The sequence below is a fragment of the Brucella sp. TWI559 genome, assembly GCF_039674265.1.
In the GTDB taxonomy this organism is placed as follows: Bacteria; Pseudomonadota; Alphaproteobacteria; order Rhizobiales; family Rhizobiaceae; genus Brucella; species Brucella chromiisoli.
In genome coordinates this window covers 1-323 of record NZ_JBDJNE010000086.1, presented here as the reverse complement: position 1 = coordinate 323, position 323 = coordinate 1, and the positions used below count along the sequence as shown (strand labels likewise).

Here is a 323-nt window from a genome sequence, read left to right as displayed (position 1 = left end):
AGAGCGGCAAGCCCAACGCCCACTTTGTTAAGCTTTTTCGCGATTTGCTCATGCTCTTTCTCTGTCGATCCTCGATAATGACTCGAATACTCCTGGTTAGACAGATAAGCGACAACACATGTGACAACTGACAGGCCCGCCGCGACAGCAAAAAACGGAAGCGAAATTGTCGCAGCGCTTATGAACTTTGCCTTAGAAGGTGACATCCCGCTTTGTCCGACCTCAGCGCCTTTGAGACAAAACTGGTTTAATTAAGAAGAGAGGATTTTCGGCTCATCATAGCTTTATCAAAGGACGCAAAGATGAGACAGAAACCCGTTCCC

Annotated in this window: 1 protein-coding gene; it reads right to left on the bottom strand. The window is 47.7% G+C overall.

The window, feature by feature from the left end:
* Positions 1–206 (bottom strand): hypothetical protein (locus tag ABE530_RS19735; protein WP_499695741.1); only part of this gene is annotated, 206 nt, incomplete at its 3' end.
* Positions 207–323: the final 117 nt, after the last annotated feature.